The sequence below is a fragment of the Actinosynnema sp. NPDC049800 genome, assembly GCF_040656635.1.
In the GTDB taxonomy this organism is placed as follows: Bacteria; Actinomycetota; Actinomycetes; order Mycobacteriales; family Pseudonocardiaceae; genus Actinosynnema.
In genome coordinates this window covers 1-13,487 of record NZ_JBFAMT010000072.1, presented here as the reverse complement: position 1 = coordinate 13,487, position 13,487 = coordinate 1, and the positions used below count along the sequence as shown (strand labels likewise).

14 protein-coding genes are annotated in these 13,487 nt (G+C 72.7%); 8 read left to right on the top strand and 6 right to left on the bottom strand.

Annotated features, from left to right (window positions below; genetic code table 11):
- Positions 1-91: 91 nt before the first annotated feature.
- Positions 92-1,204: a citrate synthase 2 gene (locus AB0I91_RS40520; RefSeq protein WP_498777556.1), complete on the bottom strand. Its 1,113-nt coding sequence runs from the start codon at positions 1,202-1,204 to the stop codon at positions 92-94.
- A gap of 185 nt (positions 1,205-1,389) precedes the next feature.
- Between AB0I91_RS40520 and AB0I91_RS40515 the strand changes: the two genes are divergently transcribed.
- From AB0I91_RS40515 to ureG, 5 genes are read left to right on the top strand one after another with little or no spacing between them, the layout of a single operon-like run.
- Positions 1,390-1,692, top strand: coding sequence for an urease subunit gamma (locus AB0I91_RS40515; RefSeq protein WP_498777554.1), 303 nt, complete (start codon positions 1,390-1,392; stop codon positions 1,690-1,692).
- Positions 1,693-1,702: 10 nt separating this feature from the next.
- Positions 1,703-2,059: an urease subunit beta gene (locus tag AB0I91_RS40510; RefSeq protein ID WP_498777552.1), complete on the top strand. Its 357-nt coding sequence runs from the start codon at positions 1,703-1,705 to the stop codon at positions 2,057-2,059.
- Positions 2,056-3,756, top strand: coding sequence for an urease subunit alpha (locus AB0I91_RS40505; protein WP_499641666.1), 1,701 nt, complete (start codon positions 2,056-2,058; stop codon positions 3,754-3,756). The genes AB0I91_RS40510 and AB0I91_RS40505 overlap by 4 nt, the downstream gene beginning before the upstream one ends.
- On the top strand, positions 3,756-4,406 hold the full coding sequence (locus tag AB0I91_RS40500) for an urease accessory protein UreF (protein ID WP_499641664.1): 651 nt from the start codon (positions 3,756-3,758) through the stop codon (positions 4,404-4,406). The genes AB0I91_RS40505 and AB0I91_RS40500 overlap by 1 nt, the downstream gene beginning before the upstream one ends.
- A 4-nt stretch (positions 4,407-4,410) precedes the next feature.
- Complete coding sequence (gene ureG, locus AB0I91_RS40495; protein WP_499615999.1) at positions 4,411-5,091, top strand: urease accessory protein UreG; 681 nt, start codon at positions 4,411-4,413, stop codon at positions 5,089-5,091.
- Here ureG and AB0I91_RS40490 read toward each other — a convergent pair.
- The gene (locus tag AB0I91_RS40490; protein ID WP_499641662.1) at positions 5,061-5,537 is read right to left on the bottom strand and encodes a DUF4232 domain-containing protein; all 477 of its coding nucleotides are present in this window, start codon (positions 5,535-5,537) and stop codon (positions 5,061-5,063) included. The two genes, ureG and AB0I91_RS40490, sit on opposite strands and share 31 nt — an antisense overlap.
- A gap of 116 nt (positions 5,538-5,653) precedes the next feature.
- On the opposite strand from AB0I91_RS40490, the gene AB0I91_RS40485 reads away from it, so the two are divergent.
- On the top strand, positions 5,654-6,514 hold the full coding sequence (locus tag AB0I91_RS40485; RefSeq protein WP_499641660.1) for an urease accessory protein UreD: 861 nt from the start codon (positions 5,654-5,656) through the stop codon (positions 6,512-6,514).
- Positions 6,515-6,562: 48 nt separating this feature from the next.
- On the top strand, positions 6,563-7,219 hold the full coding sequence (pdxH, locus tag AB0I91_RS40480) for a pyridoxamine 5'-phosphate oxidase (RefSeq protein WP_498777541.1): 657 nt from the start codon (positions 6,563-6,565) through the stop codon (positions 7,217-7,219).
- On the opposite strand, the gene AB0I91_RS40475 is transcribed toward pdxH, so the two are convergent.
- From AB0I91_RS40475 to AB0I91_RS40465, 3 genes are read right to left on the bottom strand one after another with little or no spacing between them, the layout of a single operon-like run.
- Positions 7,216-8,502 carry a DUF2079 domain-containing protein gene (locus AB0I91_RS40475; RefSeq protein ID WP_498777539.1) on the bottom strand — a complete coding sequence of 429 codons (1,287 nt, stop codon included), beginning with the start codon at positions 8,500-8,502 and terminating at the stop codon, positions 7,216-7,218. The two genes, pdxH and AB0I91_RS40475, sit on opposite strands and share 4 nt — an antisense overlap.
- A gap of 56 nt (positions 8,503-8,558) precedes the next feature.
- Positions 8,559-9,788: a sensor histidine kinase gene (locus AB0I91_RS40470; RefSeq protein WP_499615927.1), complete on the bottom strand. Its 1,230-nt coding sequence runs from the start codon at positions 9,786-9,788 to the stop codon at positions 8,559-8,561.
- Entirely contained in the window at positions 9,781-10,440 is a 660-nt protein-coding gene (locus AB0I91_RS40465) for a response regulator transcription factor (protein ID WP_499615929.1), read from the bottom strand. The genes AB0I91_RS40470 and AB0I91_RS40465 overlap by 8 nt, the downstream gene beginning before the upstream one ends.
- A 129-nt stretch (positions 10,441-10,569) precedes the next feature.
- Between AB0I91_RS40465 and AB0I91_RS40460 the strand changes: the two genes are divergently transcribed.
- On the top strand, positions 10,570-11,859 hold the full coding sequence (locus AB0I91_RS40460; RefSeq protein ID WP_499641658.1) for an MFS transporter: 1,290 nt from the start codon (positions 10,570-10,572) through the stop codon (positions 11,857-11,859).
- A gap of 14 nt (positions 11,860-11,873) precedes the next feature.
- Here AB0I91_RS40460 and AB0I91_RS40455 read toward each other — a convergent pair whose 3' ends face one another.
- Positions 11,874-13,175, bottom strand: a complete 1,302-nt coding sequence (locus AB0I91_RS40455) for a cation:proton antiporter (protein WP_498777529.1) — start codon at positions 13,173-13,175, stop codon at positions 11,874-11,876.
- Positions 13,176-13,487 lie beyond the last annotated feature (312 nt).

Below are 13,487 nucleotides of genomic sequence, written 5' to 3'. Positions count from 1 at the left end.
TAAGTGTTGCAGCCGGGTGGCCGGGCGGTGACAGCCGGGTGTCCCGGGTCACGCCACGCGGGGTGGAAACCCCCAGTTCCGGTGGGCCGGGTCAGGCGATCTCGGCCCAGCCCTCGACCTCGGAGGGCTTGCGGGGGCCGGGGCCCACGTACTTCGCGGACGGGCGGACGAGGCGGCCCGTGCGCTTCTGCTCCAGGATGTGCGCCGACCAGCCGGCGGTGCGGGCGCAGGTGAACATCGCGGGCATCATGTGCGGCGGGACCTGGGCGAAGTCGAGGATCACCGCCGCCCAGAACTCGACGTTGGTCTCGATGGCGCGGTCCGGGCGGCGTTCGCGCAGCTCGGCCAGGGCGGCCTGTTCGAGGGCGTTCGCGGCCTCGTAGCGGGTGGCGCCCAGCTCCCGGCACGTCCGCCGCAGCACGCGGGCGCGGGGGTCCTCCGCGCGGTAGACGCGGTGGCCGAAGCCCATGAGGCGCTCGCCCCGGTCGAGGATGCCCTTGACGTAGCCCTCGGCGTCGCCGGTGCGCTCGACCTCTTCGATCATGGGCAGCACGCGGGCGGGCGCGCCGCCGTGCAGGGGGCCGGACATGGCGCCGATGGCGCCGGACATGGACGCGGCGACGTCCGCGCCGGTGGAGGCGATGACGCGGGCGGTGAACGTGGAGGCGTTCAGGCCGTGCTCGGCGGCCGACACCCAGTAGGCGTCCAGCGCCTTGACGTGCGCGGGGTCGGGCTCGCCGCGCCAGCGGGTGAGGAAGCGCTCGGTGATCGTCGTGCACTCGTCGATGCGGTGCTGCGGCACGGCGGGCCGGCCGATGCCCCGCGCGGACTGCGCCGCGTACGACAGGGCCATGACCGAGGCGCGGGCCAGCTGCTCGCGCGCCCGCTCGTCGGTGATGTCCAGCAGCGGCTCGTAGCCCCAGATCGGGGCGACCATGGCCAGCGCGGCCTGCACGTCCACCCGCACGTCGCCGGTGTGCACGGGGATCGGGAACGGCTCGGCGGGCGGCAGCCCGGGCCCGAAGCGGCCGTCGACCAGCAGCGCCCACACGTTGCCGAAGGTCACGTGGCCGGCCAGGTCCTCGATGTCCACGCCGCGGTAGCGCAGCGCGCCACCGTCGCGATCCGGTTCGGCGATCTCGGTGCGGAAGGCGACCACGCCCTCGAGACCCGGCCGGAATCCGTCGTCCTCGGTCTGCACCACGCTGTGCGCTCCTTCTCGGCGGAAGTAAAGAGTTGGAGAAACCTTGCTCCCCTTCCGACCTGCGGGCAATCGCGGGTGCGCGTGTCGTCGGTCACGATCAAGGAACCGATTCAGAAGACGGGTGATCGTTAACGCCTTGTTTCGGTTCGGCGGTGGGCGGTGTTTCCCGTGGTAGACCACCGGCCATGCACCTGACACCGCACGAGCGGGACAAGCTGCTGGTCCACGTGGCGGCGGACGTCGCGCGCCGGAGGCTCGAACGCGGGGTGGTCCTGAACTACCCGGAAGCGGTCGCGCTCATCACCGAGCACGTGCTCGAAGGCGCCCGCGACGGCCGGACGGTCAGCGAGCTGATGGACAGCGGCAGGCACGTGCTGAGCCGGGAGCAGGTGCTGGAGGGCGTCCCGGAGATGATCGAGTCCGTGCAGGTCGAGGCGACCTTCCCGGACGGCACCAAGCTCGTGACCGTGCATGACCCGATCGTGTGAGGAGCAGCCCGTGGTCCCTGGCGAGATCGTCACCGGCGACGAGCCGGTCGAGCTGAACCCCGGTCGGCCGCGCACCACGCTCGTCGTGGTCAACGCGGCGGACCGCCCGGTGCAGGTCGGGTCGCACTACCACTTCGCGGCGGTCAACCCCGGCCTGGAGTTCGACCGGGAGGCCGCGTGGGGCAAGCGGCTGGACGTGCCGGCGGGCACGGCGGTGAGGTTCGAGCCGGGTGTCGAGCGCGAGGTCGTGCTGGTGCCCCTGGCCGGTGCGCGGCGCGTGCCCGGGCTGCGGCCGGAGTGGGCCGGGGAGCTGGACGCCGGCGAGCCTGGCGCACGGGAGTCGGACGCCGGGGAGTCGGACCGGTGACCGGGATCAGCCGCCGCCGCTACGCGGAACTGCTGGGGCCGACGGTCGGCGACCGGATCCGGCTCGCCGACACCGACATCTTCATCGAGGTGACCGAGGACCGGTCGAGGGGCCCGCAAGGCTCGGGCGACGAGGTGATCTTCGGCGGCGGGAAGGTGATCCGCGAGTCGATGGGCCAGGGCGTGGCCACCCGCGCGGAGGGCGCGCCGGACCTCGTCATCACGGGCGCCGTCGTGCTCGACCACTGGGGCGTGGTGAAGGCCGACGTCGGGGTCAGGGACGGCCGGATCGTCGGCATCGGCAAGGCGGGCAACCCCGACACCATGGACGGCGTGGACCCGGCGCTGGTCATCGGGCCGTCCACCGAGGTGCTCTCGGGCAACGGGAAGGTGCTCACCGCCGGCGGCATCGACTGCCACGTCCACTTCATCACGCCGGGGATCGTGGACGTGGCCGTCGCCTCGGGGCTGACCACGTTGATCGGTGGCGGCACGGGCCCGGCGGAGGGCACGAAGGCCACGACGGTGACGCCCGGCGCGTGGAACCTGGGCCGGATGCTCGTCTCGCTGGACCACCTGCCGGTGAACGTGCTGCTGCTCGGCAAGGGCAACACGACCCGCGAGGACGCGCTGCGCGAGCAGCTGGCCGGCGGTGCGGGCGGGTTCAAGCTGCACGAGGACTGGGGGACGACGCCGGCGGCGATCGACGCCTGCCTGAGGGTCGCCGACGAGTCCGGGGTGCAGGTGGCGATCCACACGGACACGTTGAACGAGGCCGGGTTCGTGGAGTCGACGCTGGCCGCCATCGCGGGCCGGTCGATCAACGCCTACCACTCCGAGGGCGCGGGCGGCGGGCACGCGCCGGACATCATCCAGGTGGTGTCCGAGCCGAACGTGCTGCCGTCCTCGACCAACCCCACGCGCCCGCACACGGTGAACACGCTGGAAGAGCACCTGGACATGCTGATGGTGTGCCACCACCTCAACCGGTCCGTGCCCGAGGACCTGGCGTTCGCGGAGAGCCGCATCCGGCCGACCACGATCGCGGCCGAGGACGTGCTGCACGACCTGGGCGCGATCTCGATGATCAGCTCGGACTCGCAGGCGATGGGCCGGGTCGGCGAGGTCATCATCCGGACGTGGCAGACCGCGCACGTGATGCACGGGCGGTTCGGCGAGCTGGCGGACAACCTGCGCGCCCGGCGGTACGTGGCCAAGTACACGATCAACCCGGCCATCGCGCACGGCATCGACCACGAGGTCGGGTCGGTGGAGGTGGGCAAGCTGGCCGACCTGGTGCTGTGGGAGCCGAAGTTCTTCGGCGTGCGGCCGTCCGTGGTGCTGAAGGGCGGGTTCATCGCGCACGCGGCGATGGGCGACGCGAACGCGTCCATCCCGACCCCGCAGCCGGTCTTCGCCCGGCCGATGTTCGGCGCCCACTCGGCGGCGCGCGGCAGTGTGCACTTCGTGTCGCAGCAAGCGGTCGACGCGGACCTGGCGGACGTGCTGCGGTTGGCGCGGCCGTTGGTGGCGGTGGGGAACACGCGTGGCGTCACCAAGGCCGACATGGTGCTCAACGACGCGATGCCGTCGGTGAAGGTGGACCCGGACAGCTTCGCCGTGCGGATCGACGGCGAGCTGGTGGAGCCCGCGCCGGTGGCGGAGCTGCCGATGGCCCAGCGCTACTTCCTGTTCTGATGAACCTCGCGGCGCTGATGATCGCGGACTCCCGGTTCCCGGGCGGCGGCCACGTGCACTCGGGCGGGCTGGAGGAGGCCGTCGCGCGGCGGTTGGTGACCGACGAGGCGTCGTTGGCGTCGTTCCTGATCGGGCGGCTGCGGACGGCGGGCGCGTTGGGCGCGGTGTTCGCGTCCGCCGCGTGCCGCGGGCGTTATGCGGAGCTGGACGCCGAACTCGACGCCCGCACGCCGTCGCCCGCCCAGCGCAACGCCTCACGCGTGCAGGGGCGCGGCATCGCGCGTGCGGCCCGGCGGGCGTGGCCGACGGCGGCGTTGGCCGAGCTGCTGCGGGTCACGCCGAGGCCGCACCACCCCGTCATCGTCGGCGTGCTCGTCGGCGAGCCGTTCGAGGCGGCGCAGACCGTGGCCTACCACGCGGTGACGGGTCCGGCGACGGGCGCGATCCGGCTGCTCGGCCTCGACCCGTTCGGCGTGAACGCGGTGCTGGCCCGGTTGGCGCCCGAGATCGACGCGATCGCCGCGACGGCCGCCGGGCACGCCGACACCCCGCCCGAGGACCTGCCCGCCCCGAGCGCCCCCGGCCTGGACCTGCTGGCCGAAGCCCATGACCGCCACCACACGGAAGAGGTGCGTCTCTTTGTCAGCTGACCACGTGCACCCGGTGAACTTCGACCCCACCGACGCGGGCCACGACCCGCACCACCCGCACGACCACGGGCACCGGGCCGTGCGCCTGGGCATCGGCGGGCCGGTCGGCAGCGGCAAGACCGCGCTGACCGCGGCGCTGTGCCGGGCGCTGGGCGACAGCGTGAACCTCGCCGTGGTGACGAACGACATCTACACCACCGAGGACGCCGACTTCCTGCGCGCGGCCGGCGTGCTGGACGTCGAGCGGATCGAGGCCGTGCAGACGGGCGCGTGCCCGCACACGGCGATCCGCGACGACATCACGGCCAACCTGGACGCCGTGGAGCTGCTGGAGCAGCGGATCCACGGCCTGGAGCTGGTGATCATCGAGAGCGGCGGCGACAACCTGACCGCGGTGTTCAGCCGCGGCCTGGTCGACCGGCAGGTCTTCGTGGTGGACGTGGCGGGCGGCGACAAGGTGCCGCGCAAGGGCGGCCCCGGCGTGACCACCGCGGACCTGCTGGTGATCAACAAGACGGACCTCGCGCCGCTGGTGGGCGCCGACCTCGGTGTCATGACGGCCGACGCCCACCGGATGCGCGGCGGGCTACCGGTGATCGCGCAGTCCCTTGTGGACACACCGGACGCTCCCGCGGTGGCCGACTGGGTGCGCGCTCAGCTCCGCACGCTCGCGGCGGTCAGTTGATCGCCGAACGGGCTGACGTCGCCCGCGCAGCCGTGCTGGTCGGTCATCGGCAGGTACAGCGGCACGGTCTCGTCCGGCGGGAACACGCGCACGCCCCACACGGGCGTCTTGCGGCACACGTCCGGGTCGAAGTTGTCGACCTGGGCGAAGCCGACGTCCGAGCGGACCGCCGTGCCGTGCGGCAGGGTGAGCAGCGGACCGCGGTCGCCGACGCGCACGGCGGCGGCGCCGACCCGGTCGCCGTCGGCGTCCACATAGGACACACCCGGGAAGCCCCGCAGCACGCACGTGCGCAGCCCCCGGTTGGTGAACACCACCTCCCGGTACACGGTGCCCGCCGCGCCTCCCACGCGGCCGAACCCGATGGTCAGGTCCGCCGAGCGGCACGTCGAGACCTCGGCCTGCTGTGCGACCGCGGTTCCCCCGGTTCCGCCGATAACCACCATTGCCGCGATGACAGCGGCTGTTGCGACAACTCTCCTCATCACGATCTCCCCCGAGATCCGCGGGTGGCGGTTCCACCCGACCTGGTGACGTGTCGGGGGTCACAGGGGTTGCTCCGGTGAGGGCGCGGGCTCACCTGGTCGTGGCACGCGACCCGAACGGGCGAACCGTCGTGCGCGGGATGCGGTCGATGGCGCCGCTGCGCCTGGTGCCGCGTCGCGGCGCCGACGAGGTGGCGCTCGTGCACCTGGTCAGCGCGGTCACGGCCCCGTTGGGCGGTGACGACCTGGAATTGCGGGTGACGGTCGAGGAGGGCGCGTCGCTGGAGCTGCGCGGCGTGGCCGCGACGCTGGCGCTGCCCGGTCGGCACGGGGGCGGCAGCCGCGCGCTGGTCGACGTGGAGCTGGCCGACGGCGCGTCGTTGGCGTACCTGCCGGAGCCGACGGTCGTCACCGCGCGTGCGTGCCACGAGTCCGTGTTCCGCGCGCGGATGGGGGAAGGCGCTCGGCTGCGCGCGCGGGACGTGGTCGTGCTGGGTCGGTCGAACGAACGGCCGGGCTCGCTCACCACGACGCTCGACGTCCGGCGGAACGGGCCGCTGATCAAGCAGACGTCTCGATTGGGAACGCCCGAAGTGGACGCGAGCCCGGCCGGTCTGGCGGGCCGCCGGGTGTTCGGCACCGAGCTGCTGTGCTGGGGCGACGACCTGCCGGGAGCGGTCTCGGAGCAGTGGTGGTCGCTCGTTCCGCTGGCACGCGGTGGAAGTCTGGGCACCGCCGTGGCCGACGACGCCGTGACCGTCGAACGCGCGCTCGACCAGGCACGGGCCAGGCATCCCGGATCGAGCGACTTTCTGACTCGATCTCGTACTCGATTCCGAGGCGAGGGTCACACCGAAAGTCACGGATCGGGTGGCGGTCATCACCGTGCGGGCGGTTTCGCCTCGCGCGGGAAAGCCGTACGGTCGCTGGACCGCTAGGCGCCACAAGTGCCTTGGCCAGGACGAACTACGCTCCGGGAGGTCGGGATGTCGGAGACGACGAACATCGCGTTGCCGTCGATGCGGGTGTCCTACGAACAAGGCTCGCTCACGGAGAGCGACCTCGCGGCGAGTTGGCACGAGCAGTTGCAGCTGTGGCTGGACCAGGCGGCGGGCGCGGGCCTGCCGGAGCCGAACGCGATGGTGTTGGCGACCTCGGACACCGAGGGCCGCCCGTCCTCGCGGACCGTGCTGGCCAAGGGCCTCGACGAGCGCGGCCTGGTGTTCTTCACCAACTACACGTCGACGAAGAGCCACGACCTGATGGCCACCCGGTACGCGTCGGCCACGTTCCCGTGGTTCGCGATGCAGCGGCAGGCGCACGTGCGCGGCACCGTGGAGAAGGTCGGGCCCGCCGAGACCGCGAGCTACTGGGAGAGCCGCCCGCGCGGCTCGCAGCTGGGCGCCTGGGCCTCGCCGCAGTCCCGCGTCGTCAGCGGGCGCTCCACTCTGGAGAGCGCGCTGAACAAGGTCGAGCGGCAGTTCGCCGACGCCGACCGGGTACCCGTGCCGCCGCACTGGGGCGGCTGGCGCATCCGGCCCGAAGAGGTCGAGTTCTGGCAGGGCCGCCGCGACCGGATGCACGACCGCCTCCGCTTCCGCCTCGGCCGCGACGGCTGGGAAGTGCAGCGGGTCGCCCCCTAGCGGCGGCGCAACAGGATGACGTGATCGGCCTCCGCCACCACTCGATGGGTGGCGGAGGCCTTTTTCACGAGTCGGTCCTCCTCGTCGGGCGTGGTCGGCCAGTGCGACGGGCGGGACACGACCAGCCACTCGGCGTCGGCCGGGAACAAGGACACCCGGCACCGGCCGGTGAGGTGCGGTGCGAGGCGGTTCGACGCGGCGACGTGGGCGTCGTCCGGGATCATCGCCAGGACTCCGGCGGCCGTCGCGCGCCGGCCCTCGTCCCACGTCGGCTGGTGCGGGGGTCGCAGGAGCAGGGCGAGCGTGAACGCGGCCGTGACCGTCGCGCAGATCCAGACCCGGCGCGGGTTCGCGGTCAGGAACGCGAGGAAGACCACGGGCATCAGCACGGCGCTGTAGTGGTGCTCGATGCCCCAGTACGCCGGGTTGCCGGAGGCGAACCGCCACGCCAGCGTGGGCAGCGCGATCACGAGCAGCGGCGACCGGGCGGCGAGGAAGCCGGTAGGCGCGAGCAGCGCGACCGCGGTGAGCAGGCGCAGCCAACCCAGGCCGCCGGTCTCCGCCGTCCGCACCCAGTACGGGTAGCCGCCCGCCGGGTTCACCGCGGGCAGCACCGCGAGCACGACCACGGCGGACGCCGCGACCCCGAACGCCGCCACCGCCCAGCCACGCCGGACCCCGCGCCACACCAGGTAGAGGCCGATCGCCGCGACCGTCAGGCCGAGGTCCTCCTTGACCAGGACGAGCGGCAGGGCCCAGGTGACCGCCGGGCGCCACCGCTCGCGGGCCAGGGCCTCCAGCGAGAACGCCAGCAGGGGCACGGCGAAGGCCACCTCGTGGAAGTCGAACGCCACGGTGTTGTGCAGGCCCCACGACAGCCCGTACGCCACGCCGACGACGACGCCGCGCCGACCGAGCCGGTCCACCGCGAACCTCGTCACCGGGATCGCCGACACGGCCAGCAGCACGGCTTGCGCGACCAGCAACGTCTCCGCGCGCGGGACCACCGCGTAGAACGGGGCGAGCAGGGCGAGGACCGGGTGGAAGTGGTCGCCGAGGAGTGGGAAGCCCGGGCCTTTCAGGTCGGCCGTCGGCCACCGCCCGGCGGCGTAGGAGCGCACCGCCTGCTCGAAGATGCCCAGGTCGAACCCGGTGGTCTGGAACGAGTGGTGCCGCGCGAGCGCGTAGCCGGAGTAGAGGACGGCCAGGCCGAGCGCGACGGCGTACGCCGGTCGGACGGTGGTCCGCGTTCGGGTGGTGGTCCGCGGTCGGGTGTCGAGCACGGCGGCAGCGTCGGGCGAGCACGCTGAACCGGAGCTGAAGCCGCCTGAAGGACCCTTCAGGCAAGGGGCAGCCGGACCGCCATCACCGTGCCCCGGTCGCTGTCCTCGACCTCGACCGTGCCGCCGTGGGCGCGCACGCCCTCGCGCACGATGGCCAGCCCGAGGCCCGCGCCGCCCTCGTCCCGCGCACGGCCCTCGTCCAGCCGCACGAACGGCTCGAAGACCCGTTCGCGGTCGGCTCCGGGGATGCCCGGCCCGTCGTCCGCGACGCGCAGCACGGCCGTGTCGCCCTCCACCGTCACGGTGACGGTGACCTGCGAGGACGCGTGCCGTTCGGCGTTGCCGAGGAGGTTGCGCAGGATCCGTTCCAGCTGCGGCCGGTCGCCGATGACCTCGACCGGTCCGGGCACGCCGGCCAGCTCCGCCAGGTCCACCCGGTGGCGATCGAGGGGTCCTTCGAGGCGGGCCAGGGACAGCAGGTCGGTGACGACGGCCTGCATCCGGTCGAGGTCCAGCACGGTGTTCTCGGCGGTGCGCCGCCAGTCGACCCGGTCGGGGTGGGCGAGCAGCACTTCGAGCTGGGTGCGGGCCGAGGCGAGCGGCGTGCGCAACTCGTGCGACGCGTCGGACGTGAACCGCCGTTGCCGGTCGAGCGCGGCGTTGAGCCGGACGAACGTGTCGCCGGTGGTGGTCGCGAGCCACGCCAGCACACCGATCAGCAGCGCGGTGGCCGGGACCAACGTCCGCAGCAGGTCCCGGACACCCTCCACGGCGGTCCGGTCGGCGTTGCCGATCGGCGCGGCCACGCGGACGTCGTAGAGCTCGGTGGTGACCGTGGCGACGTGGACCTCCATGACGTCGCCGTCGCGCCACAGGTCGGGCGCGACGCAGTCGTGCCGGTCGGGGTCCACGCGGACCTGGGTGGTGTGCCGCCTCAGCACCCGTGATGGGCCTGACAGGCTGCCGAGGTTGATCGGGGGCTCCGTCGGCGGGCAGCTCGCGACCACCTCGTGGTCCCGGTCGACCACCTCGAACGGCCCGAGGGCGGTGCCCATCGACCGCACCGCCGCGAGGTCGCCAGTGGTCACGAGCAGCTTCGCCAGCCGGTGGGCGCCCTCGTCCGCGCGTGCTCGGGCGGCGTCGACGATCTGCTGCTCGACCTGCAGTTCCATCTGCTCGACCAGCCACGCCGCGCCGGCGGCCAGCAGCGCGCCGGAGACGACGGCGGCGGCGACCGCGATCCGGATCCTGTCGATGGGCGGCCACGCGGTCGGGGACCTAGCCACCGGCGACCACGTACCCCGCGCCGCGGACCGTGCGGATGACGTCACGGCCCAGCTTGCGCCTGATCGAGCTGACGTAGACCTCGACCAGGTTCGGGTCCGGGGTGGCCGCGAAGTCCCACAACCCCTCCAGCAGCTCGGCCTTGCTCACCACCTCGCCCGGCCGCGACAGCAGGAACGACAGGACGCTGAACTCCTTGACCGACAACGGCACCAGCGCGCCGCGCGACCGGCACTCCCGCCTGCCCAGGTCCAGCTCGACGTCGCCGACCCGCAGCACGCTCGGCCGGGACGACCCGCCGCGCCGGATCAGCGCCCGCAACCGGGCCAGGAACACGACGTAGGAGAACGGCTTGGAGAGGAAGTCGTCGGCGCCGGTGTCCAGCGCCTCGGCCTCGTCCAGCTCACCGTCCTTGGCGGTGAGCATGAGGATCGGAGTCGAGTCGCCGGCCGTGCGCAGCCGGCGGCAGACGCGGTAGCCGTTCAGGCCGGGCAGCAGGATGTCCAGCACGATCGCGGAGTAGGCGTGCCGGGACGCCATCCACAACCCGTCCGTCCCGCTGAACGCGAGGTCGACCGCGTACCCCTCGGCCTCCAGCCCGGCCTTCAGGGACTCGGCCAACCGGACCTCGTCCTCGACCACGAGCAGTCGCACACCCGGCACCTTACGGAGGGTGTGCGCGCCGTGCGGGTGAGTCCGCGAGACTGGCGTTCTGGTGCGGTCGAGGCGAGGGGTGTTCCAGGTCTCGGTGAAGGAGTTGTTAGTTGCCGTACGCTAACGACCGTGCGGAGAGTGCTGGGGAAGATCGCCATCGACACCCGCCCGCTGAGGATCGTGGCGTTCCGGCGGTTGTGGCTCTCGACGATCGTCACGGCCGTCGGCAGCCAGTTGACCGCGGTGGCGGTGCCCAAGCAGGTGTACGACCTCACCGGGTCGTCGGGCTGGGTGGGTGTGGCGGCCGGGGTGGCCCTGGTGCCGTTGTTGGTCTTCGGGCTGTACGGCGGCGCGATCGCGGACGTGGTGGACCGGCGCAAGCTGCTCGTCGTCACGAACACGGGTGTCGCGGTGACGTCCGTGCTGCTGTGGGCGCAGGCCGCGCTGCACGTGGACTCGGTCTGGCTCGTGATCACCCTGCTCGGGCTGCAGCAGGTGTTCTTCGCCGTGAACGCCCCCGCCCGCACCGCCTCCGTCGCCCGGTTGGTGCCCGCCGAGCAGATCCCGGCCGCCACGGCGTTGAGCTCGACGGTGATGATGTTCGGCGGCGTGTTCGGTCCCATGCTGGCGGGCGCGTTGATGCCGGTCGTCGGCCTGTCGACGTTGTACCTGGTCGACGCGGTCGCGCTGACGCTGACGATCTGGGCGGTCTGGAAGCTGCCGCCGCTGCCGCCGTTGAGCGGCACGTCGCGGCGCGCCGGGCTGCGGGACGTGGTCGACGGGTTCCGCTACCTGGCCGTGCAGAAGATCCTGCTCGCGAGCTTCCTGCTGGACATCATCGCGATGGTGTTCGGCATGCCGCGGGCGCTGTTCCCGGAGATGGCCGAGAACACGTTCGGCGACCCGGCGGGTGGCGGGTTGGCGCTGGGGTTGCTGTTCGCCGCCATCCCGTTGGGCGCGATGCTGTGCGGCCTCACGTCCGGCTGGACGTCACGCGTGACCCGGCACGGCATGGGTGTCGTGCTCGCGGTCGTGGCGTGGGGCGTGGCGATGATCGGGTTCGGCCTGTCGAACGCCCTGTGGCTCGCGGTGGTGTTCCTGGCGATCGGCGGCGCGGCGGACATGATCAGCATGGTGTTCCGCAGCGCGATCCTGCAGTCGGCGGCCACGGACGAGATGCGCGGCCGGATGCAGGGCGTGTTCATCGTGGTGGTGGCGGGCGGTCCCCGGTTGGCGGACCTGCTGCACGGGACGACGGGGGCCATGATCGGTCCCGGCAGCGCCACCGCGTCGGGCGGGGTCCTGGTGGTGGTCGCGACGGTGCTGGCGGTGCTGGCGATCCCGGCGATCAGGCGCTACCGGTTCGCCCCGGCGGACGTCGCCACCGGGGGCGTCGCTGCCGGGGACGCCGCCAAGTGAACCGCTGACCGCGGTCAGACCGGGGTTCGCGGAGCCTGGCCCGGGTCGCCGTGCCGTACCCGCGCCGCGCGCACCCTCAGGCGGTCCAGCAGCAGTATGGCCGGGGTCGCCGTGATGCCGTGCAGCACGATCGAGCCGATGACCACCAGGCCGACCACTCGCCAGATCGCGTCCTGGTCGGCGAAATCCCCGGACTGGAGCGCGTAGGCGACGTAGAAGAGCGATCCGACGCCGCGCACCCCGAAGAACGAGATGACGGCCCGCTCACGGGGCCCCGTCTTGCCCCGAGCCAGCCCGACCAGGCCGGCCACCGGTCGCACCACCAGCAGGAAGACCAGTGCCACCAGCACCTCCCGCCACCCGGTGCCGGCCAGCAGGCCGGTGACCGCCGCGCCGCCCAGCAGGAAGATGATCAGCACCGTGAGCATCCGCTCGACCTGCTCGACGTACTGGTGCAGGACGCGGTGGTAGCCGTGGGACCGCTCGCCGGCCCTGATCGCGCAGGCGCAGACGAAGACCGCGACGAAGCCGTACCCCTCGGCCAGCTCGGTGAGGCCGTAGGCCAGGAACGTGGCGGCCAGCGCGACGAAGCCCTCCGCGTGCTCCGCCAGCCGGAAATCCTTCGACGGCGCGGCGAAGAACAGCTTGCGCAACCCCCACCCGGTGAGCAGGCCGACGAGCAGCGCGCACGCCAGTCGCCACAGCACGTCCACGGCGAGCCACTGCGGCAGCCAGGCGCCCGGCGCGGCGCCGACGACGCTGATGGCCACGGCGGCGTAGGTGAACGGGAACGCCAGCCCGTCGTTCAGCCCCGCCTCGGACGTCAGCGCGAAGCGCGCCTCGTCCTCCTCCTCGCCCGGGTCGTCGGGGTTCTCCGCGGGCTCGGCGACCTGCACCTCGCTCGCGAGCACGGGGTCGGTGGGCGCCAGCACCGCCGCCAGCAGCACCGACGAGGCCAGGCCCAGGCCGAGCGCGCTCCACCCGAGCGCGCCGACGGCCAGCATCGACAAGGGCATCGTGATGCCGAGCAGCCGCCAGGTCGTCGACCACCGGCGCAGGCCGACCGGCCGGTTGAGCGCCAGGCCCGCGCCCATCAGCGAGATGATCACGCACAGCTCGGTGAGGTGCACCGTGAGCGTGCCGTGCTCGGTCGGATCGGGATCGGGCAGCGGGTCGATGACCGTGAACGCGAGCGCGCCCGCGGCCAGGAAGACCATCGGCATGGAGGCGGGCGCCCGTCCCAGGACCCGCGGCAGCACCGCGGCCAGGAGGGTCGCGACGCCGACACTGGCGTAGACCACCGCAGTCGGACCCAACGGGTGAGTTCCTCTCGTCGGCGCGTGGTTCTCCCGGTCGAGCGTGTCCCCGGTCGAGCGGGTTTCGCGGTCGAGCGGGTCGAGTACTCAGCCAGTTACCCGCATCGGGTGGCGCCAACCCCTGTGCGTGTTGGCGATGCGCGCCCGCGCGTGCGTCCACGGTCTCCGGGGCATCCCTAGATGACGCCCCTGACCTGCGGAAATGCTGAGAACGCCCTCAGTCCTCCATAAGCTCTTGATCGTCCGGGACACGATGTTCCGGACGCCCGGGTTGGTGGGGTGTGGCAATCAGTCCTCTGCCGTTGGATGGCT